This is a genomic window from Kitasatospora sp. NPDC088861 (assembly GCF_044750105.1).
In the GTDB taxonomy this organism is placed as follows: domain Bacteria; phylum Actinomycetota; class Actinomycetes; order Streptomycetales; family Streptomycetaceae; genus Kitasatospora.
Window position 1 is genome coordinate 43,660 of record NZ_JBIVJF010000034.1, and the last position, 21,595, is coordinate 65,254.

Here is a 21,595-nt window from a genome sequence, read left to right on the forward strand (position 1 = left end):
TGCGGACCGTGTGCCCCAAGCTTCGCGAGCGCGCGCCGTGCGGTGTGCTCGCTCAGTGCGGAAACCTGGTGACGCCCGTCACACGAACTGACGTGGCATCAGTCGCGCGGCGGACCCTCCGAACGGACCGGCGCCGCGTCAGTCACGCGCCCCGTGGGCCACCCGCCGGAGCGCGGACAGGTCGCCGATGACGATGGACTTCCGCCCGGCGTGGACCTGGTGGGAGCCGAGTTCGGCCAGGCCCGCGGTGACGGTGTTCCGGGACACCCCGAGGTGCTGGGCCAGTTCGTCGCGGGTCAGGGCGAGTTCCGTGCGCTGCCCCGGCGGCCCCGCCGGGTCCGCGGAGACGTCGGCCAGGGTGGCCAGGGCGCCCGCCAGCCGGGCCACGATGTCGCCGCCGCCGCGGGCGAGGTCCGACTCCCGCAGCCTGCCGATGGCGTAGCGCACCATCACCGGGAACAGGTCCCGGTCCGTGACGAACCGCAGGAACGCGGCCTTGGCGAGGACCGAGACCGTACAGTCCGAGATCGCCTGGACGCTCGCCGAACGGGCCCCGTCGTCCAGCACGGCCACCTCGCCGAGCAGTTCACCGGGGCCGCGGAACGCCAGCAGTCTGACGTCTCCGGTGCGCTCCCGTCGGGTCACCTTCGCCACCCCGCTCAGCAGGGCGAGCACGTGCGTTCCCGGCTCCGCCTGGCGCAGCAGGGTGGCGCCGATCGGATGCCGGCGCTCGAAGGCCTCCGCCAGCATGCTCTTCCAGGTCGCTTCACCCATGAGTCGGCGCAGGGTCTGACCCAGGGGGTCCGCCGTTCGGCCGTGATCGTTCATGCGCTGACCTTAGGAGGCGCCACGGCGGGTGCGCAGACGGATGCGGTCTCCCGCCGGAATTTCCCTTGGGCGCCCCGGTGGTGGCGGTCCCCGGGAGGGGGGTGGTCCGGTCGGGGCCAGCGCAGGAGGCGCCGCTGTAGCACGAACTCGTCTTTCGGGGTGGTGAATTGGCGAAGAAACCCTTCACATGAGCGAATCCGGGGCGGGTTGGCGGTGCGGGCGGGGCGGGGCGAGAAGCCTGGTGGCGGGACGGCGGCCGGCCGGGGCTGAGACTGGTGTGCGAGATGTCCGGCATGTCCGGCACGGCAGGACAAGTCGGCTGTGCAGCTGGATTCTTGAACTTCCGTCAGGATTGTCCTGAACTTGGCTATGCTGCATCACCATGCCTCCGGCGCCGGCCGTCGCCCGTCCCCGTACTGTTCCGATCGTTTGAGGATGCCGAGAATGCTTCGAGCTGGATCATCACCCGCCAGACGGCCGTCCGCGCCCCTGCTCGGGTGGCTGCTGCCCACCGCCGTGATGGCGGCGGCCGTGGCGGCCGCCGCGGCGGTGGTGTCCGCCGGGGTCCGTGCGGAGGTGCTCTGGTGCGGGGCGACGGGCACGGTGCTGGTGGCCGTGGTGGCCGCCGAGTCGGCCCGCCGGGGGCGTGCGCTGGCCGCGTTGCGGGAGCAGCACGCCCGGCAGGTGGGCGAGTTGCAGCGGCGGCTGGCCGGCCAGGAGGCCGAGGCCGTGCGGCTCGCGAAGGAGGAGCTGCCGAGGCTGGTGGCCCGGGCCCGGTACGGCGCGTCGATGGACAGCCTGGCCCGGTCGTACCAGGTGCGCGATCCGCTGGCCGCACCGAAGTTCCGGGGCGCGCTGGAGTCGGTGGTGCGCGGGATCATCGTCGCCGTCGACGACGAGGTGAACCGGCGCGACTCCGCCGAGCGGGCCTTCGTCAACATCGCCCGCCGGGTGCAGGCGATCATCCACCGGCAGGCCAAGGACCTGCGCGAGATGGAGGACCGGCACGGCAACGACCCGGCGGTCTTCGACGACCTGCTGCGCCTGGACCACGGCAACGCGCTGACCGGCCGCCTCGCCGACAGCATCGCCGTCCTGTCCGGCGCCCGCCCCGGCCGTCAGTGGACCAGGCCGGTGGCGCTCTACAGCGTGCTGCGCGGCGGCATGTCGCGCATCCTGGAGTACCAGCGGGTGGACCTGCACCCGGTGGCCCAGGTGTCGGTGATCGGACCGGCCGTCGAGCCGCTGATCCACGCCGTCTCCGAACTGCTCGACAACGCCACCCGCTACTCGCCGCCGCACACCCACGTGCACCTGAGCGCCGCCGAGGTGCAGAGCGGCATAGCGATCGAGATCGAGGACGGCGGCCTCGGTCTGACCGACGAGGCCCGGATCCGCGCCGAGCGCAGCCTGCGCGAGGCCCAGGTCTCGAAGGACCTGGACGACCTCACCGAGTCGCCCCGGCTGGGCTTCGCGGTGGTCGGCCGTCTGTGCCAGGCGTACGGCTTCCAGATCTCGCTGCGCCGCTCCGCCTACGGCGGCGTCCGGGTCGTGCTGGTGGTGCCGCAGGAGTTGGTCACCACCGCGCCCCCGACCGGGCGGGCGCACGGGATCGGGGCGTTCTCCGGCCCCCGGCCGCTCCCGGCGAACCCGTCCAAGTCGGCGGCCCCGTGGGGGGCGCGGGCGGCGGCGACCGGCGTGACGGGACCGTCCATCGGGGCGTCCGGCCCGTGGGCGCCGAGCGGGCCGGGCCCGGGGGACGACGAGGTGGTGGTGACCGAGCGCACCGCGAACGGCCTGCCGCAACGGCGGCGCCGCCCGCCCACCCCCCGGGCGGGCTACCCCGGATCGGCCCGGACCGCCGGACAGTACGGCAACCCGGCCTCGGGGCCCGCCGCGGGCCCCGCCCCGGGGACGGGAGGGCGTCACGCCAAGGAGCCGGTACAGCCCGGCCTCTGGCTGGAGGCGTTCACCGAGGGGATCAACGGCCATGGGCCGGCCGCGAGTTCGGCTGGTCAGACCAATGAAGAGACGGCAGGGAAAGGCGAGCAGTGATTCCGCACCGCAGCAACATGGACTGGATCCTCAAGGACCTCGCAGACAGCGTGCCGTACATCCGCCACATCGTCGTGCTCTCCGGCGACGGCCTCCGGATCGCCCAGCACGGCACCGATCCGGACACCGCCGACCGGCTCGCCGCCGCCTGCGCCGGGCTGCAGAGCCTGGCCGCGGCGGTGGGGCAGGAGTTCCCGCACGGCGACGGCTCGATGCGGCTGGTGGTGATCGAGGTGGACGGCGGCTTCTTCTACCTGATGGCGGCCGCCTCCCGCGCGTACCTCGCGGTGCTCGCCGACGAGGGAGTCGACGCCGGGCTGGTGGGCCAGCAGATGCGCGACCTGGTCGCCCGGATCGGCGAGCACCTGGCCACTCCCCCGCGCAACCCCGAGGTGGTCGCGTGAACCGGCCGGAGCGGCGGGCGCAGCGGCGGCCGGTGCGCCGTCCCGGTCCCGACCACGACCGGGACCACGACCGCGACCGCCTGACCCGGCATCGCGGAGCGGGCACATGAACGAGCACAGCGAGGCGGGCACATGACGACGGCCGACCAGGACGGGTGGGACGGTCCCGACCCCGCCCGCCTGTACGTGATCACCCGAGGCCGAAGCGGCCCGGCCGGACCGGGCGTCTTCGACCTGGTCACCCTGATCGTCTCCCGCGCGGAGCCGACGCCCACCATGCAGCCCGAGCACGCGGCCATCCTGCGGCTGTGCCGCTCGCCGCTCTCGGTGGCGGAGGTCTCCGCCTACCTCGAACTGCCCACCAGCGTCGTCACCGTGCTGCTGGCGGACCTGCTCGACGACGGGCGGATCGAGGCCCGCGCCGCCGTCCCCAAGGCGGAACTTCCCGACCGTGCCCTGTTGGAGGCGGTGATCCATGGACTTCAAAGGCTCTGACACGGTGGTCGGGCCGGCCGCCTCGGACCTGCTGCCGGACTCCGTCGCGATGGCGGTCAAGGTGGTGATCGTGGGCGGATTCGGCGTCGGCAAGACGACGCTGGTCGGCTCGGTCAGCGAGATCCGCCCGCTGACCACCGAGGAGACCATGACCCAGGCCGGGGTCGGCGTGGACGACCCCACCGGGGTCGAACGCAAGACCTCCACCACGGTGGCGATGGACTTCGGCCGGATCAGCATCAGCGACCAGCTCGTGCTGTACGTGTTCGGCACCCCCGGGCAGGAGCGGTTCTGGTTCCTCTGGAACGGCCTGTTCGAGGGCGCCCTGGGCGCGGTGGTGCTGGTGGACACCCGTCGGCTGGAGGTCAGCTTCGAGGTGATCGGGAGGCTGGAGGACCGCGGCGTGCCCTTCGTGGTGGCCGTCAACGGCTTCCCGGAGGCGCCGGCGCACCCGGTCGACGAGCTGCGGGCCGCCCTCGACCTGCCGCCCGAGGTGCCGATCGTGGCCTGCGACGCGCGCAGCCGCGAGTCCAGCCGGGACACCCTGATGACCCTGATGCGGTACCTGTACGAGCTCGCGGTCCCGCCCACCCGCTGACGACCGCCCGCCCGGGGCCGCCCGCGCGCCCCGCCAGCCGACCCCCCCGTCCGCCCCCGTCCGCCCCCGTCCGCCCCCGTCCGCCCCGCCGACCCCACCCGACCCCGGAGAGCCCGTGAGCACCCCGTTCCCCGATGACGCCGCCCCCACCCCGCCGCCCGGCTGCCCGGCCCACGGGCGCGTTCTCGAACCGTTCGGCCCCGGCGGCGTCCGGCGCCTGTACGGGCCGGAGGCCGAGGCCGACCCGGCGGGCCTGTACGAGAAGCTGCGCGCCGAACACGGCGAGGTGGCCCCGGTCCTGCTGCACGGGGACCTCCCGGCCTGGCTGATCCTCGGCCACGGCGCGAACATCACCGCGATGCGCTCGCCGTCCCTGTTCTCCCGAGACTCCCGCCTCTGGTCGGCGTTCCGCGACGGCGACGTCCCGATGGACTCGCCGCTGATGCCGGTGATCGCCTGGCAGCCGCTGTGCGTGTTCGCGGACGGCGAGGAGCACCGGCGGCTGCGCGGCGCCGTGCTGGACGGCCTGAACCGCTTCGACCGGCGCGGCGTGCGCCGCCACGTCCGGCGGTTCACCACCGAGCTGGTCCAGGTGGTCGGGCAGACCGGCCGGGCCGAGCTGGTCACCCAGTTCGCCGAGCACCTGCCGATGCTCGTCATGACCCAGCTGCTCGGCATGCCCGACGAGTACGGACCACAGCTGGTGAACGCCGCCCGGGACCTCATGAAGGGCACCGAGACGGCCATCGCCAGCAACGAGTACGTGGTGGCGAGCCTGCGCCGGACGATGGCCGCCAAGCGCGAGGACCCGGGCGGCGACCTGGTCACCTGGCTGATGGAGCACCCGGCCGGGCTGACCGACGACGAGGTGATGGAGCACCTGCGGGTGGTGCTGCTCGCCGCGAACGAGACCACCGTCAACCTGATCGCGGACACCCTGAAGATGGTGCTCACCGACCCCCGGTTCCGCGCCCACCTGTCCGGCGGTCAGATGACCCTGGGCGAGGCGCTGGACCAGGTGCTGTGGGACTCCCCGCCGATGTCGCTGGTGGCCGGCCGCTGGGCGACCGTCGACACCGAGCTGGGTGGGCAGCAGATCAGGGCCGGTGACCTGCTGCTGCTCGGACTCGCGGCCGGCAACGTCGACCCGGTCGTCCGGCCCGACCTGGCCACCCCGCTGTACGGCAACCGCTCCCACCTCTCCTTCGGCGCCGGCCCGCACGAGTGCCCCGGCCAGGACATCGGGCGCTCCGTCGCCGAGGCCGGGATCGACATCCTGCTGACCCTCCTGCCGGACCTTCGGCTCGCCGTGCCGGAGGAGGAGCTGACCTGGACCTCCGCCTGGATCTCCCGGCACCTGGTGGAGCTGCCGGTGGAGTTCACCCCACGCGAGATCGAGCCGCACCCCGACTCCAAGCCGGTCGACGCCCCGGAGCCGGCGGCCGTCGCCGCACCCGAACCCGCGCCGGCGGAGTCGCCGGCGGTGGAGGAGGCGGAGGCACCGGCCGCCGTACGGATCCCGGCGCAGCGCCGCGGCTGGTGGCGGGCGTTGACCGGCCTGTTCCGGCGCTGACGGCCCGTCCCTAACGACGGTCGCTGCGGGGCCGCTGCAGGGTGAAGGTGTCGACCGGGGTGAGGTCCCCGTGCGGGCCGTCGAAGGTGTAGTACGTCACCCGCATCCTGGTCAGACCGCCGCGCCGGTCGCCGGGGTCGACGTCGAAGGCCGCGAAGCCGTGGGTGTGCTGCCGGTCCTGGACGGCGGCCCACGGGGCGTCCTCGGTCAGCCACACGGACTGCCGGTACGGGGCCGGCGGGCGCGGCGCGTCCTCCAGGGCGACGACCACCCGGCCCTTGGGCTCCCCGAACAGGTCGTCCTGGGTGGTGGCGGCGTTGCCACCGGCGCCGATGACCATGTGGACGGTGCCGCGGCCGGTGTCGACCGTGTGGAGGTCGGTGTCGGACGGCACCGGGGTGCGGGTGTCGTTGGGGAGGGTCCCGCGGACGGGGTGGGAGCGCTCGTAGTAGTGCTCGTGGCCGCTGACCACCAGGTCGACCCCGTAGGCGTCGAACAGCGGGCCCCAGGCCTCGCGGATGCCGAGGTCGCTGCCGGCGCCGTGCTGCGAGCTGGAGATCATCGGGTGGTGCATGCAGACCACGATCCAGTCGATCGCCCGGCTGCTCCGCGCCGACCGCAACTCGCGCTCCAGCCAGCGCTGCTGGGCCCCGCCGGAGTAGCCGCGCAGATAGTGGTCGCCGCTGTCCTGGATGGCCACGTCGTCGTTGGCCAGGCTGATGAAGCGCACCGAGCCGACCGTGAAGGCGTACCACATGCCCCGGGTCTCCGCGTCGTCGGCGGCCGCGGAGTCGGGCAGTTCGAAGTAGGTCTGGTAGCCGAGGGCGCCGATCGGGCCGTTGCCGGCCTCGTTCTCGCCGTTGCCGGCGCAGGGCATCCAGGGGCGCAGCCGGGCCGAGCGGCTGTTGTTGATGAACCAGTCGGCCCAGGTCAGCGTGCGGCTCTGGCCGTGCCGGCCGCTGTAGGAGGCGTAGCAGAGGTCGCCGTTGACCAGGTTGAACAGCGGGCCGACGCGTTCGACGGCGGCGACGATGTCGGCGGAGTGCGGGGTGCCGACCTGGCTGCTGGTGAACACCGGGTACTTGCCGAGCGGTGACGGCATGCCGTCGGGGAAGACCACCTGGCGGCGGAGGTTGGGGGTGGCCTGGTCCCCGAAGCTGGTGAAGGTGAAGGGCGCCCGGCCGCGCGGGGCGGTGGTGAAGGAGCCCGGCTCGGGGCTCGCGCCGTCGTGGCCGGCGGTGTAGAGGTAGGTGGTGGCGGGGCGCAGGCCGGTGAGGCGGGCGTGGTGGACGTACACCTCCTCCTTGCCGAGGGCGTCCCGGTAGGTGCGGGTCTGCGCCTCGACGACACGGCCGAGGCCGCCGTCCGGCGAGCCGAGCCGGACCTGCGGGCGGCGCACGGACTGCGGGGTGATCCAGGAGACCGTCATGTCGGCGGACGGGTCCGTGCCGAACTGCAGGTGCAGCCCGCTCACGCTGGGCGCCCCGGTCCGGTGCGGGGTGGACTGCAGCAGCGGGCTCGCGGCGGGCCCCGCCTCCCGGCCCGCGTCCGGGCTTGCCTCCGGGTCCGCCGCCGCGGCCGGCTGGGCGGCCGCACCGCCCGCGACCAGCGCGGCGCCGGCCGCGGATGTGCCCTTGAGGATGGACCTGCGTGCGATCGTCATGGAGCTCCGCCTGCCGAGTGGGGGTGTCGACCCGGAGCACTGTACAGACATGTGCATGCGGAAACGATCGATATGACGGACGGTCACCACCGGCACGACGGAGGGCATGCGTCGGCCCCGGCAGGGGTCGGGGGCTCCGCCGGGGCCGGGCGCAGGGAGTCGGGCACAGGGAGTCGGGCACAGGGCCCGGGGGTCAAGCGCCGGAGATCAGGGGCACTGCTTCCAGGCGAGGTGGTAGACGGTGTTGATGCTGCCGTCCGTCGAGTCCATGGTCATGAAGCTGGTGGTGCTGTTCGGGTCCGAGCTGCCGGCGCCGACCCGCAGTTCGGTGTTGATGTTGAAGTTGCGCTCCTCGCCGCAGGGGGCGAAGACCAGGGCGGCGACGTCGACGGTGTCGGTCGCCTGCCAGTTGTCGTCCTTGGGGCCGCTGAAGTGGTGGCTCAGCTGGACGGTCGCGGGGTCGCCCTGGAAGTAGTAGCCGGCCTGCTGGGTGCCGGTCGCGCCCTTCTCCAGGTGGGCGAAGCCGCGGTAGTCGGCGGAGGCGATCGCGTAGGTGAAGCCTTGGGGGACGTGCACCCGCAGGTTGAGCTGACAGTTCTTCCGGAAGTCGGTCGGCTTCGAGCCGACCCCCACCTGGGCGAGGTAGCTGCTGTAGGTCACGGTGAAGGCGGTGTTGTCCGGGGAGACGGCCACGGCGGCCGTCCCCGACGGGCAGCCGGAGCCGTTGACGGTCGCGACGTCGATGACGATCCGATCCGGCGGCGTCGGGAGCGCGCCGGAACCGAGGGTCGGCGAGGCGAACAGGGTTGCGGCGATTCCGGTCGTGGCCAGTACACGGAGCAGCATGGGCTTCCCCTTCGATCGTCCACGGAGCCGGGGCCGGCGCGTTGGCGCTCCTAGCGCGGTGACGTTCCGAGCGCGTTGGCGGTCCGAGCGCCTTGGCACTTCGAGCGCGGCCCCGAAATTGACATGACTATGTCACCACACCCGGGGTGTCCGCGTACAGGGGGTGACGCGCCTCCCGGGTGACCTGCGGGCGACGAGCAGCAGCTCACCCTCGCCCGCGAGCCGGCCGTCGAACCGGCTCCCGGACAGCCCGACATCGACCTGATCCTCGGCACCCGCGCCCACATCCCGCAGGCCTACGAGAAGATCGGCGACACCTGGACGGTCTACGGCCTCGGCGACCAGCTCGCCGGGCACATGTTCACCTACGACGGCGCCGAGGATCCGCGCGGCAACCGGAGCTCCCTCGCCCGCTTCACCGTCCCCCCGCCCGCCGGGCCGGGGCTGCGCCGGACGGTGGGCCGGGCCGAGTTCGTCCCGCAGATCACCGACCTCGGGCCGCCCTACCGGGTGCTCGGCCTGCGCGAGGCCGTCCGCCGCGACCCCGGCCGCGCCGACTACGCCCGCGCCCTGGAGCACATCCGCTCGGTGGTGCTCAGCCGGGACGCGGGCGCGGCAAAACTCGCCCTGGCGCCGTAGAGCGGAGAAACCGTTACGGCCTGCGGCCCAGCCCCGCGTAGGCCGCCACCTCGTGGTCGCCGAGCACCGGGCCCTCGCCCAGCTCCGGGTGCCAGCGGTTGATCAGCACCACGCCCGGGTCGTCCAGTTCCAGCCCGGTGAAGAAGCGCTCGACGCCCGCGCGGGGGCGCAGGTGGTTCTCGATGCCGGCCTCCGAGTAGCGGCGGGAGCCGATCGCGACCAGGTCGGGAATCGAGTCGGCGGTGCCGGCGGTCAGCGCGAGGAAGCTGCCGGAGGGCAGGGCGTCGACCAGCTTGCGGACCGGCGGGTGCGCGGCCTCGTCGGAGAGGAAGTGCACGATGTTGATCAGCGTCAGCGCGATCGGCCGGTCGAGGTCCAGGGTGGCGGCCACCGCGGGATCGGCCAGGAACCTCCCCGGCTCGCGCAGGTCGCCCTCGACGTAGGCGGTGCGGCCCTCGGGGGTGCTGGTGAGCAGCGCGCGCGAGTGGGCGAGCACGATCGGGTCGTTGTCGACGTACACCACCCGGCAGGACGGGTCGACGGCCTGAACGACCTCGTGCAGGTTGGGCGTGGTGGGGATGCCGGTGCCGACGTCCAGGAACTGGCGGACGCCGTGCACCTCGACCAGCCGGCGGACCATCCGGTGCATCACCGCGCGGGCCGCGACGGTGGCGGTGCGCGAGCCGGGCCACTCCCCGAGGATGCGGTCGCCGACCTCGCGGTCCACCGGGAAGTTGGTCTTGCCGCCGAGCAGGTAGTCGTAGACCCGGGCCGGGTGCGCGCGGTCGGTGCGCAGGTCCACCTGCGGCGCCTCCTCGAACCGGACCCCGGTCAGCCAGCCGTCCGGACCGCTGTTCTCCATGTCTTACCCTTCCGCACGTTCGTTCCCGTCCCACTCAACCACAGGACATGATCGAACGTCAGCCACTTCGGGACGACACCCGCCCGCCGCGCGCCTTGATGGCCGGAGCCCCCACGGCGGCGGCGAAGGACGGCACCCGCAGGGCGGTGACGAGGCCGAGCGCCGGGCCCAGCGTGCAGAGGGTGACGTAGCCGGGGATCAGGCCGAGGCGGTGGTGGTCGTGCAGCCACTCGGCGAGCAGCGGGAAGGAGCCGCCGAACACGGCGATGGTGGCCGCGTTGACCACGCCCAGGCCGAGGGCGCGGACCTCCGTCGGGAACAGCAGGCCGGTGAAGACGTTGAGCGTCCCGAGCACCGTCGCCACCAGCATCCCCAGCAGCACGGCGACGACCTGGAACGGCAGCCAGCCCTGCCGCAGCCCGATCAGCAGCACCGGGACCAGCAGCACCGGCAGCGCGAACCCGGTCCGGGCCACCGGCAGCAGGCCGAAACGGTCGGCGGCGGCGCCGCTGAGCAGCATGGTGGCCAGCACCACCGCGAGCACCACGGTCATGAAGGAGGTCGCCTCCTCCCGGTCGACCACCCCGTAGGCGGCGGCGTACTGCGGCAGGTAGACCAGGGCGAAGTAGTAACCGACCGTCCCGCCCAGGGTGTTGAGGAAGACGGTGAGCACGGCCCAGCGGTGCTCGCGCAGCACCCGCAGGAACGGCGGGCGGGCGCCCGTCGACTCCGCCCGGGCTCGGCGGAACTCCGCGCTCTCCGGGGCCGCCCGGCGCACCCAGACGGCGGCCAGCCCGAGCAGCGCCGCAACCACGAAGGCCCAGCGCCAACCGCCGTCGGTCACACCGGACTTGCCGAGGGTGTGCAGCAGCAGCGCGAGCACCCCGTAGGAGAGCAGCGAGCCGACGATGATCCCGCCGTAGGAGACCGAGCTGAACGCGAAGCGGTGCCGGGGCGGGGCCGTCTCGGTCACGTACGCGGCGACGCTGGGCGCCTCCCCGCCGAAGGCCAGCCCCTGCACCACCCGCGCGGCGACGGCCAGGACCGCCGCCCAGGCGCCGATCGTCCGCTGGTCCGGCAGCACGGCGATGCCGAGGCTGGCGGCGGCGATCACGGACATGCCGAGGGTCAGGGCGAAGCGCCGCCCCCGGGTGTCGCTGAGCCGCCCGATCAGGTACGAGCCGACCGGCCGGGCGACGAACCCGACCGCGAAGGTCGCGTACGCCCCGAGCAGGCCACTGACCCCGCCCTTGCCGTGCCCGAAGAGGTCCGCCGCGAAGTACGGGGCGAGGACGGCGTAGATGTTCCAGTCGAAGGACTCGACCACCGAGCCCACCGTGGCGGCGGCCAACTCCCGTCGCCGCCGGCCGGCTTGCGGCTCCTCGCGCGGCGGGGTGGTTCCGGTCCGATCTGTCATGGCCTCAGCATGGCACCGATCGAGGTGGCGCGGTATCGGACGCGGCGAGGTCCGCCGCCCCCGGCGGCCCGGCGCTACCGGCCGGGGTGGTGTTACCGGCCGGGGTGGCGGACGAAGCGGTAGGTCTCGCGGTCCAGTTCGGTGACCTCCACGCCGATCGCGGCGGGCACGTCGAGGCGGGCCTCCAGCGCGGCGAGCACCCGGGCCGTCAGCTCGGCACGCTGCGCGGTGCTGCGGCCGGCCAGGATCTTGACCTCCACCAGCACCACCGCGCGCCCGGCCGCCCCGTCGCCGACCAGGTGGCGCCCGGCCGGGCGGAACAGCGTCTTGCAGTCCGCCACGGTGGTGTCGATCACCTCGGCGATCAGCCGGTGGACCTCCTCGGCGAAGCCCGCCTGGTCGAGGGCGAGGCCGGCGGAGTGGTCGACCAGGATCTGCGGCACGGAAACCTCCCAGGAGACGGAGCCCGCGCAGGGCTCCTCGGACAGTTCGGCGACGCTACCGCGCGCGGCCGCGCGGCCCTCGGGCAGGGCGCTCACCGGGGTGCGGCGCGGCGGTGGCGCGGCACTCCCGGGCCCCCGGTTGCGGCGGTGACCCGGGAGCCCGAGAACGTGAACAGCGGGTCAGCAGCCGAAGTTGATCAGGCGGAAGGTCACGTAGTGGTCGCCGGTGTAGTAGTCCTCGCGGGTGCGCTGGCCGGTGACGATCCGGCGGGTGCCGCGGGTCGGCGAGCCGGGCGTCACCACGGTGTACTCGTGGTAGTAGCCGGAGGACTGGCTCGGCAGCACGCGCTCCTTGTTCTGGAACACCACGCCGTCCTGGCTGTACGGGAACGGCCCGCCGGAGGCGATCAGGTTGAGCGTGGTGCGCGCCTGCGACGGCAGGGCGGACAGGCACACCGAGCCGCTCACCGCGGCGTGTGCCTCGGTGGCGACCGCGACGGGCGCGAGGGTCATCAGGGCAACGGCGGTGACGGCGGCGGCGCGGGACTTCCACGCGCGTAGAGTTCGGGTCATGACAACCAGCATGGCGACCGCCCCGGCCCGCCGAAAGCCCTGATCCAACTCTTCATCTCGGGTCAACTCGACGTACCCACAGCGGACTTGGCCTGGACAGCAGCCGCTCCGGGCCCGCCCTGCGCGAAGCCGAGCCGAGCCGAGCCGAGCCGAGCCGAGCCGAGGCCGGACACGCCTGCGCCACCGGGGCGTTCACCGCCCCGGTGGCGCGTCCGGCGTCTCGGCGTCAGCCCCGGGGCAGGGCCAGGGACTGGACGGCCGGCAGCTTGCGCCAGTCGCTGGAGACGATGCTGGCGTGCGCCCGGGCCAGCTGCTCGGTGCGGGCGCGGGCCTGGTCCGGCGTCGGGTCGGTGGCGCTGATGGCGGGCGCCACGTTGTGCGCGTCCGTCATGACCAGCAGGTAGTGCGAGCGGTCGTACCACGCGGTGTCGACGCCGTTGAGGTAGCTGGCGGCGTCGCCGTCGAAGACCACGAACCAGGGCCGGATCCCGGCGTCCGCGCCCGTGTACGCGGCGCGCGGGTCGCCGGTCTTGGCGCCGTGCACGGCGGGGAACAGCTGGGCGTCGCCGATCCGGCCGGCGGCGGCGAGGTCGCGCAGGTGGCGGCCGTACTCGACGTCGGTGTGCAGGGTGTCGAAGGGGTTGCTCTCCTCGACCGTCCCCGGGATCGCGTACAGCAGGACCTTTCCGGCCAGCGCCGCGCGGCTCGGCCAGTTGCCGGCCCGCACCGCCTCGTCGACACTGGCGTACGAGCCGCCGCCCGGCTTGGCGAGCAGGTCGGCCGGGCGCAGCACGGCCGGGCCCAGGTGGGCGGCGATCAGCGCGTCCAGTTCCGTCGGCCCCATGCCGAGGTTGGCCGAGAAGCCCGCCTTGAGCTCCAGCTTGACCACCAGCGGGCCGGCGCCCGGGTGGGCGCCGAGCCAGACCCGGACGTCGTCGAGGCAGTTCTCCAGGTTCTTGTTGGCGCCGCCACTGTAGAGCTGCGCCGGGGTGCTGGCGGCGGTGCAGTTGTTGGAGTTGCCGAGCGGGTTGGAGTGGCTGACCTTCCACTCCTTGGTGACGATGTCCGTCCAGATGTCCAGCTCGATCATCCCGGTGCCGGTGTCGAGCCCCTGGGCGAGGTACGGGTAGGCGGCCGGGTCGTAGGTGTTGTGCAGGCCGACGGTGGTGGCCGAGCCGAACGGCAGGTCCGCCGGGCCGCTCGCGGCCGCGTCCTGCGCCGCGTCGGCGGTCGTCGGAATCAGGGCCGCGGCGGCGGCGAGCAGGCCGGCCGCCAGGATGGCGGCGGCGGTGCGGCGTACGGTCACAGGTACTGTCCCCCCAAGTGCGGATGTGCCTCCGGCCGCCCCTCCCGGACGGTCGGACGAAGCATCGCCCACCAGGGCGAGCTCCGGGTGAAGAAGACACGACAATAGCGTGACGGCTGTACCGCTCCCGCCCGGGTTAGCGTGGGCCGTCCAGCAGGCGCGGCCCGGTCCGCGCCTGAGCACCGAGCACCGGAGGAACTCCCGTGTCCCTGGTCCGCGTCCACAACTTCTCGATCTCGCTCGACGGCTACGGAACGGGCGAGGGGCAGAGCCTCGACTCGCCGTTCGGCCACGCCGGCGACCGGCTGCACGGCTGGTTCTTCCAGACCCGGACCTTCCGGCGGATGCACGGCCGGGAGGGCGACACCGGCGGCGACACCGGCGTCGACGACGCGATGGCCCGCACCTGGAGCGACGGCATCGGTGCGGAGATCATGGGGCGCAACAAGTTCGGCCCGCAGCGCGGCCCGTGGCAGGACCACGAGTGGAAGGGCTGGTGGGGGCCGGACCCGGTGTTCCACACCCCGGTCTTCGTCCTCACCCACCACCCGCGCCCCACGCTGGAGATGGCGGGCGGGACGACCTTCCACTTCCTCGACGCCACGCCCGAGGAGGCACTGCGCCAAGCCAAGGCGGCGGCCGACGGGAAGGACGTCCGGATCGGCGGCGGCCCGAGCACCGTCCGGGCCTTCCTGGAGGCGGACCTGATCGACCACCTGCACGTGGTGGTGGTGCCGATCGTCCTCGGCCGCGGCGAGCGGCTCTGGGACGGGCTCGAAGGCCTGGAACAGCGCTTCCGCACCGAGGCGGTGACCAGCCCGAGCGGCGTCACCCACCTCACCTTCACCCGGCGGTGACCGGCCGGTAGCCGAAAAGACGGTGGCCTCCCCGCACCCGCGGGGAGGCCACCGTCACACTCGGACCGTCGGACCTGTCGGACCCGGTCAGACCCGGTCGGCCGCGATCAGGACGTACTGGAAGGAGCCGTCCTTGTAGGAGTTGATGAACGCCTCCTCGATGCCGGTGACCAGCGAGGAGGTGGCGCGCAGCTCCCAGTAGGGCAGGGTGGCGGGGGTCAGGTCGATGACGGCCTGCGGCACCAGCCGGTTGTCGGCCATGGCCCGCAGGTACTCCCGGCGGGAGTGGATGTTGCACTCGAAGTGCGCGTTGATCTGCGAGACCCACTTGGACGGCTGCCCGTAGGCGGGGTTCCAGCAGCCGGTGACGGTCACGTACCGGCCGCCGACGGCGAGGATCCGGGAGTGCTCGGCGAACAGGTCGTGCAGGTCGACGTACATGCTGGACTCGTTGTTCCACGAGCCCGCCACCTGGCCGGTCTCGAACGGCATGTCGAGCATGTTGCAGACCTGCGAGCGGACGAAGTCGCCGATGCCCAGCTCGTGGGCCCGGTTGTTGCCGAACTCGGCCTGCTTGGCGGAGAGCGTGACGCCCTGGACCCGGCAGCCGAAGCGCTGGTGGGCCATCACCATCGAGCCGCCGCGGCCGCAGCCGGCGTCCACCAGGGTGGCGTCGGCCGGAACCGCGCCCAGGTGGTCGAGGAGCAGCTCGGCCTGCGCGGACTCCAGGCGGTGCAGCTCGGTGATCACCTTCTTCTCGCGCTCGCTGTCGGCCGGGTCGCCGATGGCGGCCTGGTCGACGTCGCCGATGCCGTAGTGGTGGTGGTAGAGGCCGTCCACGTCGCCGAGGCGAAGGTTGACCGGCCGTGCCTCGTGGTCCCAGTAACGTGCGATGTCGCCCTGGTAGGGGGTCGCCGGCCCGGGGATGGCGGCGTTGTCGGCGGGGGTGGTGATGTCGTCGGTCAGGGACATGCGTCAGCTCCTAGCGGGTGATCAACGGAAGGGGGACGGCTGCCGGAAACGGTGGTTACCAGAAGTCGGGCAGGGTGTAGCGGAAGGAGTTGGTCTGGTGCCAGAAGTGGTTGCCGTCGACCCACGCGGACACACCGCGCAGGAACCGTACGAGGGTCGGGACGGGGCAGGCCGCGGCCAGCGCGGCCGCCTCGGCCTCGAAGGCGTGCATCAGGTCGTTGTGGACCTCGACCGCCTTGAGGTAGCCGTCCCGGTGCGAGCAGTCCTCGCGTTCGGCGATCACCACGGGCAGGTTCAGGTGCAGTCCGGGGATGGACAGCTCCTTGGTGTACGAGTACAGGTCGTTGACGATGGTGGTCGCGTTGCCGGCCAGAGCGATCACGCGCTGCATGGCGGGTAGCGCGTGCAGTTCGGCCGGCAGCTCGTAGCCGCCGACGGTGTCCGTGATCGTCGGGCAGGGGCGGAAGTTGTTGAACTGGCGCATCGCCAGGTACTCCCACACCTGCGGGACGTGCTCGGTCTCGGCCCACGACGCCTCGGCGAGGTACCCGAGGTGCAGCCGGGCCATGTCGTGCCGGAACCGGTCCGCCTGGGAGGGCGTGGAGGCCCGGGTGAAGTACTCCATCGCGGAGCGGTACGCCCGGCGGGGCGCGTCCTCGTGCAGCGAGGCCTCCCACTCCGGGTGGTACTCCGGGGTGGTGTGCAGCGGGTCGAGCGCGGTGTGCGCCAGCAGCAGGCGCCCGCCGAGGCCGACCGGCGAGCCGCCGTGCTCCTCGCAGTAGTAGTCGTCGACCGCGTTCTCGGCGACCATCAGGCGGGCGGCGAGCATCAGGTGGTCGACGCTGGGCGCGTCCGGGTGGCAGGCCACCATGTAGCGGCCGGTCGAGAAGCCGTCGAACTGCTTCTCCCAGTCCGGCGGGTACAGCTCGACCTCGTCCAGCGCCCAGGCCTTGATCCTGAGGCTCAGCTCCTCCACCCGCACCGGGTCGGGCTCGGCCACCGGGTGGTGGTAGAGGCCCGGGATGGCGTCGCCGGGCTGCGGCTTGGAACCACCCGGCTTGGAACCGCCCGGCGAGGGGCTGTCGGACACGGGGACGCCGGGCACGGAGGTGTTGGGTGCGGGCGCGCTCGGGGCGGGGGGACTCTGCGCCAGGTTCAGGCCCGCGGTGCCCAGGCCGCTCGGCCCGCGCAGGATCCGCTCCATCGCCGAGGAGCTCACGACCCCACCGCCGCGGCGGCAGTGCGCTCGAAGGGTGTCCCCGCTCTGGTGCACAGGGGCATGGAGCCTCCTCTGACTCTGATGAAGGATCGCGAGACATGACGCTTCGTCACCTGGCCGACGGCGCGGGCGGTCTTCGAACGCGCCCCCCGTCTCGCTCGGTTCACAACCGTAGGCGCGGGGACCGGTTCGGAAACGCTCCGAACGATCTTCTACACCCGATCAGGTGAACGTGGGCCCGTATGGCGTTTGAAACGCCACCTCCTCATGCATCGGTCCGCCGCGCCCGCCGGCGTAAGGGGGAGAAGAATGGCCACGACCCCGTGACGGAACGGGGCCAGGAAGGACGTACCAGCACATGGAGACCCAGGGCCGCAGCCGCACCGCACTGGTCGAGGACCTCATGGAGCGTTTCCCCGACGTGCCCCGGGAGGCCGTGATCAAGGAGGACCTGCTGCGCGGCGGCATGGCCTTCGACGAGTCCGCCCTCAGCGGCAGCACCGGCGCCGACGGGAGCGGCGAGGTCAAGCCGAAGTCGTACTTCATCTTCTCCTTCGACCACCGCACCCTGCCCGAACTCGGCGCGGCCGCGCTCAACCGCCCGCCGGAGGAGGTCGTGCTCACCGGCGGCCCGTACGGGCTGCGCCGCACCGTGGTGTCGGTGCGGGTCAACCCGGACTCGCCGTACCGGGTCGGCGCCGGGGAGGACGGCACGCTCGGCCTGTACCTCGACGGCGCGCGGATCGCCGACGTGGGCCTGCCTCCGATGCCTGACTACTACCGACACACCCTGGCCAACGGGAAGTCGGTGATGGAGGTCGCCCCGACCATCCAGTGGGGCTACCTGATCTACCTGACGGTCTTCCGGGTCTGCCAGTACTTCGGCGCCAAGGAGGAGTGCCAGTACTGCGACATCAACCACAACTGGCGCCAGCACAAGGCCGCCGGCCGCCCCTACACCGGGGTCAAGCCGGTCGAGGAGGTGCTGGAGGCGCTGGAGCTCATCGACCGCCACGACACCGCCCGCGCCTCCCAGGCGTACACCCTCACCGGCGGCGCCATCACCTCGCAGGTCGGCGGCCGGGACGAGGCCGACTTCTACGGCCACTACGCCAAGGCCATCGAGGAGCGCTTCCCCGGGCGCTGGATCGGCAAGGTCGTCGCCCAGGCCCTGCCGCGCGAGGACGTCCAGCGCTTCCACGACTACGGCGTGCGGATCTACCACCCCAACTTCGAGGTCTGGGACAAGCGCCTGTTCGAGCTGTACTGCCCCGGCAAGGAGCGCTACGTCGGCCGCGACGAGTGGCACCGGCGCATCCTCGACTCCACCGAGGTGTTCGGCCCGGAGAACGTGATCCCCAACTTCGTCGCCGGGGTCGAGATGGCGCAGCCCTTCGGCTTCACCACCGTCGACGAGGCCATCGCCTCCACCCGGGAGGGCCTGCGCTTCTTCATGTCCCACGGCGTGGTGCCCCGCTTCACCACCTGGTGCCCCGAACCCACCACTCCGCTCGGCAAGGCCAACCCCCAGGGCGCCCCGCTGGAGTACCACATCCGCCTGCTCCGGGCCTACCGCGCCACCCTGGAGGAGTTCGGCCTCTCCTCCCCGCCCGGCTACGGCCCGGCCGGCCCCGGCAAGGCCGTCTTCTCGGTCAGCTCCTTCATGGACTCGCTGCCCGGCTGAGCCCCCGACGCACGCCGCCCCCGGTCGGCATGACGGGACGTCAGGATGACGCCGGGGGCCGTCGGCCCACCGCGAGGAGGAGGCGGACCCCGCCGATCGGCGCGTGGGTGGGGGTACGAACAGCGTGTTAGCTTCCCGCCATGGGATTACGTGGGGCTCGTGGGGTGGCGGCGCGGTCGGCGATCGAGGGGATGCGGGAGCTCGCCGGGGAGGGGTTGACGGCGCCGGACGTGTTCCGGCGGGCGGACGAACTGCTGCGCCCGGTCCTGGAGTTCGACGCGGTGTGCTGGCACACAGCGGATCCGGCGACCGGGCTGGTGAACTCGGTGCAGAGCGAGGACCTCAGCCTGACGGCGTACGAGCACGCCGTCAGGCTGGAGGTCTGGGAGGACGACCTGGCGACCTTCCCGAAGATCCGGCACAGCGGGGCGCAGGCGGAGACGCTGAGCCGGGCGACCAAGGGGCGCCCGCAGGAGAGCGTGCGGTTCCGGGAGCAGATAGCACCGGCCGGGTTCGGGGACGAACTGCGGGCGGTGTTCGACGCGACGGGCGGGATGTGGGGGTGCGCGGCGTTCATGCGGGCCCCGGACCGCGGCCCCTACCTGGGACGCCAGCGCGAGCTCGCCGGCGCCGCCGCCCGCCACCTGGGCAACGCACTGCGGGCGTGCCACGTTCCGGCCGGCGCGCCGGACCAGGAGGACGCGGGGCCTGCGGTCCTGCTGCTCGACCGGCGCAACCGGCTGCGGGCGATGTCCGGCCCGGCCGAGGACCTGCTCGACCGGCTGGCCGACCCCACCCCCACCTCGCTCAGCATCCCGACCTCCGTGGCGATGGCCGCCGAGCACGCCCGCCGGGCGGCGCACGGGCTGGCCGCGCCGCAGACGCCGGTACGGGTCCGCTCCCGGGACGATCGCTGGTACCTGCTGCACGGATCGGCGCTGCGCGGCGACGCGGCGGCGGACGAGGTGACGGTGGTGGCCACGCCCGCCTCGCCGGCCGAGGTGATGCCGCTCTACCTGGCCGCGTACGGGCTGACCGCCCGCGAACAGGAGGTGGCGCTGCTGCTGGTGCGCGGCAGCGACACCCGGGACGTGGCCCGGCTGCTCGCGATGACGCCGTACACGGTGCAGGACCACCTGAAGTCGGTGTTCACCAAGACCGGGGTGGGCAGCCGGCAGGAGCTGATCGCGCGGATCATGCTCGGCGGGGGGCGCTGCTGACCCGTGGCCCCGCGCCCCTGGCGCGCGCCCGCCGCACGCCCCCAGGAATCTGGGATGGCCGGGGCCCCGCCGCGAACGTGAAGATTTCCCCACGGGGGATTCACGTCATGCACATGACGTGACGTGCATCGCAGTGCCTTCATCGTCCAGCGGAGGAGCACCCTCATGAGCTCGCGCACCAGGCGCACCGCCTTCACCTCAGGAGTCGCCGCACTGGTCGCGGTGACCGGACTCGGCCTCGGCGCCGCGCCCGCACACGCCGACACCACACCGCCGACCGCCACCTGCGACCCCGCCCGCGACTACCTGTGGGAGGACATCGCCTCGGCCCGGGTCGAACCGACCGTCACCGACTTCCTCGCGGTCGCCATCACCCCCGGCACCACCGGCAGTTACACCAAGACCCTCAGCGAGGTCGACTCGGTGAGCACCACGATCAACACCAGCACCGAGGTGAGCGCCGAATTCAAGGCGATCTTCGCCAAGGTGAGCGTCAAGGTCGGATTCTCCGTGGCCAGCACCAAGGCGACCACCCGCACCACCACCGTCACCGACACCGTGAACTTCAACAGCCCCGGCTACTACGGCCTCTACCGCGGCACCCGGAAGGTCACCGGCGAGTGGGTCCGCTACATCTGCGCCCGCAGCGGGAACACGGGCTACTGGATCAACACCAGCCCGAACGGCCCCGGCACCTTCACCACCTTCGACGTCCCGGAGCAGGGGACCGTCTCCTGTGCCTACCCGGAGCCGGCCGGCACCCTGCGCGCGGCCGCCCGGGCGCGACTCGTCTGCTGATGCCCAGGATCACGGAAACGGCCCGACCCACCTGCTGCGAAAGCGAGTCCACGATGCCCCACCCGCACCGTCCGCGCTACCGCGCCCGCCGCCCGCTGAACGTCCTCGGCACGGCGGCCGCCGTCGGCGCCCTGCTGTTCACCGCCTCCCCCGCCGCCCTGGCCGCCCCCGCGTCGGCCACCGCACTCGCTGCGGACCCGGAGAGCGACTACCCCTGCGACCCCGGCCTCTACCGCATCAACACCGCCGGGGCCGACCGGCCGCTGACCGTCGCGCTCTCCCCCGGGAACCACGGCTCGGTCATCCAGTACTTCTGGGGTGACGAGTCGAACCAGAAGTGGCAGGTCTGCCGCAAGCACGCCTCCGACGGCCGCGAGCTGGTGTACTTCCGCGACAGCTGGCGCGGCTGGTGCATGGTCGTCGACCGCTGGGGAAAGGACGACGGCAACTGGATCATCACGGTCGGCTGCGGCGACATCGTCCCCGAGAACCAGGCGTTCTGGATGGCGAAGGTTCCGGGCGGCAACCGCTTCGCCCTCCAGAACCTGAACTCCGGCAAGTGGGTCGCCGCCCAGAACCACAGCGACGGCCTGGGCTACCAGATCGTCCAGGACAGCCGACCGGACCTGTTCTATCTGCAGGCCGTCTGACCGTACGGCGCACCACCAGGAATGCCTGCCGTGCCCGGCCGGGGCTGTCCGGCCGGGCACGGCAGGTCCGTGGCGCCGGCCTGTCCTCACACTCTTCAAAATACCCAGTGGGGTATATTTGGAGGACGGGCCAGGACAGGCCAGGACAGACACCCCATCCGGGGGTGCGACGTGAGGAGCAGCGCGATGTGTCGACGAACCACCTGCCGGACGTGCGGCAAGGCAAGCTACGCGGGGTGCGGCATGCACGTCGACCAGGTACTCGCCGGGGTGCCCGAGTCCGGCCGCTGCGCCTGCGACCGGACGAAGCGCAAGAGCGGCGGCTTCCTGGCGAGGCTGCTCGGGCGCCGCTGAGGGGAACGACCTGCCGGGCACCCTGCCGTCCCGCGCAAACGACCCGATAAGATGATTGACGGTGTGCCGGGAAGTCTGGTCGGCTCGGGGGACGACCGCAGCGCTCGGGCGGCGGCGACCCCGATCGTCGTGATGGGTC

General features: G+C 72.8%; 22 protein-coding genes. 12 read left to right on the forward strand and 10 right to left on the reverse strand.

The annotated features are described in order from the left end of the window. Positions 1-138 precede the first annotated feature (138 nt). A complete protein-coding gene (locus ACIP37_RS33640; RefSeq protein WP_400845065.1) occupies positions 139-774 on the reverse strand; it encodes a Crp/Fnr family transcriptional regulator in 636 nt (211 codons plus the stop codon). Positions 775-1,272: 498 nt separating this feature from the next. Between ACIP37_RS33640 and ACIP37_RS33645 the strand changes: the two genes are divergently transcribed. From ACIP37_RS33645 to ACIP37_RS33665, 5 genes are all read left to right on the forward strand, one after another. Continuing rightward, positions 1,273-2,883 (forward strand): sensor histidine kinase, encoded by a 1,611-nt coding sequence (locus tag ACIP37_RS33645; protein ID WP_400845068.1) that lies wholly within the window; start codon positions 1,273-1,275, stop codon positions 2,881-2,883. 17 nt (positions 2,884-2,900) lie between these two features. Further along, positions 2,901-3,287 (forward strand): roadblock/LC7 domain-containing protein, encoded by a 387-nt coding sequence (locus ACIP37_RS33650; RefSeq protein WP_208869028.1) that lies wholly within the window; start codon positions 2,901-2,903, stop codon positions 3,285-3,287. A gap of 132 nt (positions 3,288-3,419) precedes the next feature. Then, positions 3,420-3,782 (forward strand): DUF742 domain-containing protein, encoded by a 363-nt coding sequence (locus tag ACIP37_RS33655; RefSeq protein ID WP_063345928.1) that lies wholly within the window; start codon positions 3,420-3,422, stop codon positions 3,780-3,782. Continuing rightward, positions 3,763-4,380, forward strand: coding sequence for an ATP/GTP-binding protein (locus tag ACIP37_RS33660; RefSeq protein WP_363587156.1), 618 nt, complete (start codon positions 3,763-3,765; stop codon positions 4,378-4,380). The genes ACIP37_RS33655 and ACIP37_RS33660 overlap by 20 nt, the downstream gene beginning before the upstream one ends. A 115-nt stretch (positions 4,381-4,495) precedes the next feature. Further along, complete coding sequence (locus ACIP37_RS33665; RefSeq protein ID WP_400845072.1) at positions 4,496-5,953, forward strand: cytochrome P450; 1,458 nt, start codon at positions 4,496-4,498, stop codon at positions 5,951-5,953. A gap of 10 nt (positions 5,954-5,963) precedes the next feature. On the opposite strand, the gene ACIP37_RS33670 is transcribed toward ACIP37_RS33665, so the two are convergent. Next, complete coding sequence (locus tag ACIP37_RS33670; protein WP_400845075.1) at positions 5,964-7,616, reverse strand: purple acid phosphatase family protein; 1,653 nt, start codon at positions 7,614-7,616, stop codon at positions 5,964-5,966. Positions 7,617-7,823: 207 nt separating this feature from the next. Continuing rightward, positions 7,824-8,462 (reverse strand): DUF4360 domain-containing protein, encoded by a 639-nt coding sequence (locus tag ACIP37_RS33675; protein ID WP_400845078.1) that lies wholly within the window; start codon positions 8,460-8,462, stop codon positions 7,824-7,826. 357 nt (positions 8,463-8,819) lie between these two features. Here ACIP37_RS33675 and ACIP37_RS33680 point away from each other — a divergent pair, with 357 nt between their 5' ends. Next, positions 8,820-9,101 carry a hypothetical protein gene (locus tag ACIP37_RS33680; protein ID WP_400845081.1) on the forward strand — a complete coding sequence of 94 codons (282 nt, stop codon included), beginning with the start codon at positions 8,820-8,822 and terminating at the stop codon, positions 9,099-9,101. A 13-nt stretch (positions 9,102-9,114) separates the two neighbouring features. Here ACIP37_RS33680 and ACIP37_RS33685 read toward each other — a convergent pair whose 3' ends face one another. The 5 genes from ACIP37_RS33685 to ACIP37_RS33705 all read right to left on the reverse strand — a co-directional run bounded on the left by ACIP37_RS33685 (position 9,115) and on the right by ACIP37_RS33705 (position 13,702). Beyond that, positions 9,115-9,963 carry an SAM-dependent methyltransferase gene (locus ACIP37_RS33685; RefSeq protein WP_363587151.1) on the reverse strand — a complete coding sequence of 283 codons (849 nt, stop codon included), beginning with the start codon at positions 9,961-9,963 and terminating at the stop codon, positions 9,115-9,117. Between the two features lie 58 nt (positions 9,964-10,021). Then, complete coding sequence (locus ACIP37_RS33690; protein ID WP_400845084.1) at positions 10,022-11,380, reverse strand: MFS transporter; 1,359 nt, start codon at positions 11,378-11,380, stop codon at positions 10,022-10,024. A gap of 92 nt (positions 11,381-11,472) precedes the next feature. Beyond that, the gene (locus tag ACIP37_RS33695) at positions 11,473-11,919 is read right to left on the reverse strand and encodes a 5-carboxymethyl-2-hydroxymuconate Delta-isomerase (protein ID WP_400845087.1); all 447 of its coding nucleotides are present in this window, start codon (positions 11,917-11,919) and stop codon (positions 11,473-11,475) included. 84 nt (positions 11,920-12,003) lie between these two features. Further along, on the reverse strand, positions 12,004-12,336 hold the full coding sequence (locus ACIP37_RS33700; RefSeq protein WP_363587179.1) for a ribonuclease domain-containing protein: 333 nt from the start codon (positions 12,334-12,336) through the stop codon (positions 12,004-12,006). A gap of 286 nt (positions 12,337-12,622) precedes the next feature. Next, positions 12,623-13,702, reverse strand: a complete 1,080-nt coding sequence (locus ACIP37_RS33705) for a phosphatidylinositol-specific phospholipase C domain-containing protein (RefSeq protein WP_400845090.1) — start codon at positions 13,700-13,702, stop codon at positions 12,623-12,625. Positions 13,703-13,905: 203 nt separating this feature from the next. On the opposite strand from ACIP37_RS33705, the gene ACIP37_RS33710 reads away from it, so the two are divergent. Beyond that, positions 13,906-14,559, forward strand: a complete 654-nt coding sequence (locus ACIP37_RS33710) for a dihydrofolate reductase family protein (RefSeq protein WP_363632503.1) — start codon at positions 13,906-13,908, stop codon at positions 14,557-14,559. An 87-nt stretch (positions 14,560-14,646) separates the two neighbouring features. Here the strand turns inward: ACIP37_RS33710 and ACIP37_RS33715 are convergent, their stop codons facing one another. Both ACIP37_RS33715 and ACIP37_RS33720 read right to left on the reverse strand, forming a co-directional pair. Continuing rightward, positions 14,647-15,531, reverse strand: coding sequence for a geranyl diphosphate 2-C-methyltransferase (locus ACIP37_RS33715; RefSeq protein ID WP_363587146.1), 885 nt, complete (start codon positions 15,529-15,531; stop codon positions 14,647-14,649). A gap of 55 nt (positions 15,532-15,586) precedes the next feature. Further along, positions 15,587-16,840, reverse strand: a complete 1,254-nt coding sequence (locus ACIP37_RS33720; protein WP_400808151.1) for a family 2 encapsulin nanocompartment cargo protein terpene cyclase — start codon at positions 16,838-16,840, stop codon at positions 15,587-15,589. A 268-nt stretch (positions 16,841-17,108) separates the two neighbouring features. Here ACIP37_RS33720 and ACIP37_RS33725 point away from each other — a divergent pair, with 268 nt between their 5' ends. The 5 genes from ACIP37_RS33725 to ACIP37_RS33745 all read left to right on the forward strand — a co-directional run bounded on the left by ACIP37_RS33725 (position 17,109) and on the right by ACIP37_RS33745 (position 21,456). Continuing rightward, a complete protein-coding gene (locus tag ACIP37_RS33725; RefSeq protein ID WP_400808042.1) occupies positions 17,109-18,434 on the forward strand; it encodes a radical SAM protein in 1,326 nt (441 codons plus the stop codon). 140 nt (positions 18,435-18,574) lie between these two features. Continuing rightward, positions 18,575-19,654, forward strand: coding sequence for a helix-turn-helix transcriptional regulator (locus tag ACIP37_RS33730; protein WP_363587144.1), 1,080 nt, complete (start codon positions 18,575-18,577; stop codon positions 19,652-19,654). A 165-nt stretch (positions 19,655-19,819) separates the two neighbouring features. Beyond that, positions 19,820-20,452, forward strand: a complete 633-nt coding sequence (locus ACIP37_RS33735; RefSeq protein ID WP_363587143.1) for a hypothetical protein — start codon at positions 19,820-19,822, stop codon at positions 20,450-20,452. A gap of 53 nt (positions 20,453-20,505) precedes the next feature. Beyond that, positions 20,506-21,102 carry a hypothetical protein gene (locus tag ACIP37_RS33740; protein ID WP_363622785.1) on the forward strand — a complete coding sequence of 199 codons (597 nt, stop codon included), beginning with the start codon at positions 20,506-20,508 and terminating at the stop codon, positions 21,100-21,102. A 186-nt stretch (positions 21,103-21,288) separates the two neighbouring features. Continuing rightward, positions 21,289-21,456, forward strand: a complete 168-nt coding sequence (locus ACIP37_RS33745) for a hypothetical protein (RefSeq protein ID WP_363587141.1) — start codon at positions 21,289-21,291, stop codon at positions 21,454-21,456. Positions 21,457-21,595 lie beyond the last annotated feature (139 nt).